Below are 2,476 nucleotides of genomic sequence, written 5' to 3'. Positions count from 1 at the left end.
AAGAAGCTCAAGCCGAACGAGTTTGACGGTGGCACCATCACCGTCTCGAACCTCGGTGCCTGGGGCGTCGAGAGCTTCGATGCCATCGTCAACCCCCCCCAAGCCATGATCCTTTCGATCGGCGCCGCCGTCGAGAAGCCCGTCGTCAAGAACGGCCAGATCGTTCCCGGCCTGCGCATGAATGTCGGCGTCAGCTGCGACCACCGCGTCGTCGATGGAGCCGTCGCCGCCCAGTTCCTCGCCGAGCTCAAGAAGCTCCTCGAGCAACCCGCCCTGATGCTCATCTGATTCGGAAGTCGGGATTCGGAGGTAGAAAACTTTCCCACACCCACTGAGCGGCGCATGCTGGATCCTTCCGGCATGCGTCGTTCTTCTTTTCCGGACGACAGACATTTCGAAAATGCAGAGAACCTCATTCCACCGGACCGCGAGCTTTCGCTTCTCCATGTCGGAGATCCGGAGCGAGCGGAAACTCACGGTCCAAAGCTCCACTTGTCCACATACTAGAAGAGGATTCCATTTGGTAACCCCAAAGAATCTTCATCTTAATCATGGGGATAAGTGGGAAAAATCGCTGTTCCACTTACAGCCCCTAGGATTCCACGGGTTTGGCATCCTGCGAAGAAGTCCCGAACGAATCCGCGCAAGCTTCCCAGACTAGCGACGAACCGGCGGATATCCACGAGCTGTTCCGAGTTGTTCCCACCGCCTTCACAAACAATCCATCGCGAAGAGAACGAAGCATGGCCGTCGGCATTTCTCATGCCACCCCGCCTGCCAAACCGCCTTCACCATCATCGAATCCCCAGTCTTCCAGCTTTTCATGATCCATCGGACTACGGACTCCCCGATCATTTCCAACCTTCGCCACATGGGCGTAGATCTCCGTCGTTGAAACGTGTGCATGACCCAATAACTCCTGCAGTGTCCGGATGTCCGTCCCACTTTCGAGTAGATGGGTTGCAAAAGCATGACGAAGCGCATGGGTTGTCACACGCTTATCCGCAACCACCTTTTCCGCCGCCCTTCGGAACGCATTGCCGTAAACACCGGAATGGATGTGATGACGGCGCAGGATCTTCGACTCCGGATCAAGAGAAAGCTCTGGGCCTGGGAAAACCCACTGCCACGCCAACTTCTTTCCTGCCAAAGGAAACTTCCTAGCCAAAGCTCCCGGCATAGCCACGCCAGGAGTCTCCGATTTCTGATCGCCTTCCCACAAACACTTCACACGCTCGAGTTGGGCCTCCAAAACAGGCTGCAAAATTGCCGGAATGATCGAAACCCGGTCACGATCACCCTTGCCACAATGGATTGTCACCGTGCCGCGCTTCAAATCGATATCCTTGACCCGCAACCTACAGAGCTCCTTCAAACGAAGTCCTGCACCGTACTGCAGCGCCGCCATCGGGCGATACATCGGCTCCAGCTTCGCCACGATGCCCATGACCTCGCTACGCGCCAGTATCACATGAATTCGCGGCTGCCGCTTCCTCATCTTCACCTGCAGATTCACCTCCTCCCGCCCACAAACATCCCGAAAAAAGAACACCAGGGCATTCAAAGCCTGCTTCTGGGTCGCGAAACTTATCTTGGTCTCCGAGACGAGTTCCGTGAGCCACTGCCTCGCCGCCTCCTCATTCATCGCCTGCCGCGCTGTCCCCGCCCACGACCCGAAGCGTGCCACCCAACCCCCGTAGGTCTTTCGGGTCGTCAGTGCCAGGCCCCGTCTCGCACCCGTTTGATGGACTGCAGCCTTCATCCGCTCTGGGAGCGTCCTCGCCTCATCACCCCGCTCAAGACACAGCTTGAGCCAATTCAAATACCACACCATTGCCGCCGACCATTGATCAAGCTGCCATTCCTTCCGCTCCTTTGCCAATACGACCTCTTTCCAAAACCAAATCGCCGCCGCTCTTCCAGGTTCCATACCGGCCCGGACCCGGCGCTCCTCGAACCACGCGATCAGAAAACCGTAGGCCTCGATTTCTCTCCGCTCCAAATTGCGCGACATGAGCAAATCCTCATTCCATTGAAAACCAGCCCTGTCATTTTGCGCTTTAGTATTCATGCGAACATCTGATCTCCCGAACAGTCATCGCGCAATTTAAATCTTGCTCCTTCGCTCTTCTGAATAGCCGGGAAATCCTGACATATCGGAACACCAATTCAAATTGGCAGTCGAATATTGAATTCCCAAAGTTTCCGAGATGGTCCGCTGCTTCAAAAAGCTTCCCCCGCTTAATGAACTCGACAAGGTGCTTAAAATGAGCAAGATACCCTTGTGATCCGGACCGCGTGTTTGACAATCCCAACTCGATAGTCACACTCGCTGTGTTGAATCAATACTGTTCTCCAAGAAAATGAAGACGCTACTTGTGCTATTATCAGTTCTTTGCGCGCCCTTCGCGTCTGGCGGCGAGCAGCAAAGCACTTCTTCACTTGAGCGGTTTCTCTCAGAGGAGCGACCATACAG

The 2,476-nt window shown here is 55.3% G+C and carries 2 protein-coding genes; one reads left to right on the top strand and one right to left on the bottom strand.

Features of this window, described 5'->3' with window-relative positions; all coding sequences use genetic code 11:
• Nucleotides 1–288, top strand: a 288-nt coding sequence (locus tag WBG04_RS18395; protein ID WP_424316176.1) for a 2-oxo acid dehydrogenase subunit E2, incomplete at its 5' end; no start/stop codon positions are given.
• A gap of 472 nt (nucleotides 289–760) precedes the next feature.
• Here the strand turns inward: WBG04_RS18395 and WBG04_RS18390 are convergent.
• The gene (locus tag WBG04_RS18390) at nucleotides 761–2,014 is read right to left on the bottom strand and encodes an integron integrase (RefSeq protein WP_424316175.1); all 1,254 of its coding nucleotides are present in this window, start codon (nucleotides 2,012–2,014) and stop codon (nucleotides 761–763) included.
• Between the last annotated feature and the right edge of the window lie 462 nt (nucleotides 2,015–2,476).

It is taken from the genome of Haloferula sp., assembly GCF_049672945.1.
Lineage (GTDB): Bacteria > Verrucomicrobiota > Verrucomicrobiia > Verrucomicrobiales > Akkermansiaceae > Haloferula.
This window is presented reverse-complemented; position numbering and strand designations above follow the sequence as displayed.

Excerpts from the sequence above, each read along its gene's own strand:
- WBG04_RS18390 (WP_424316175.1), bottom strand. The coding sequence starts at position 2,014 with ATGTCGCGCAATTTGGAGCGGAGAGAAATCGAGGCCTACGGTTTTCTG.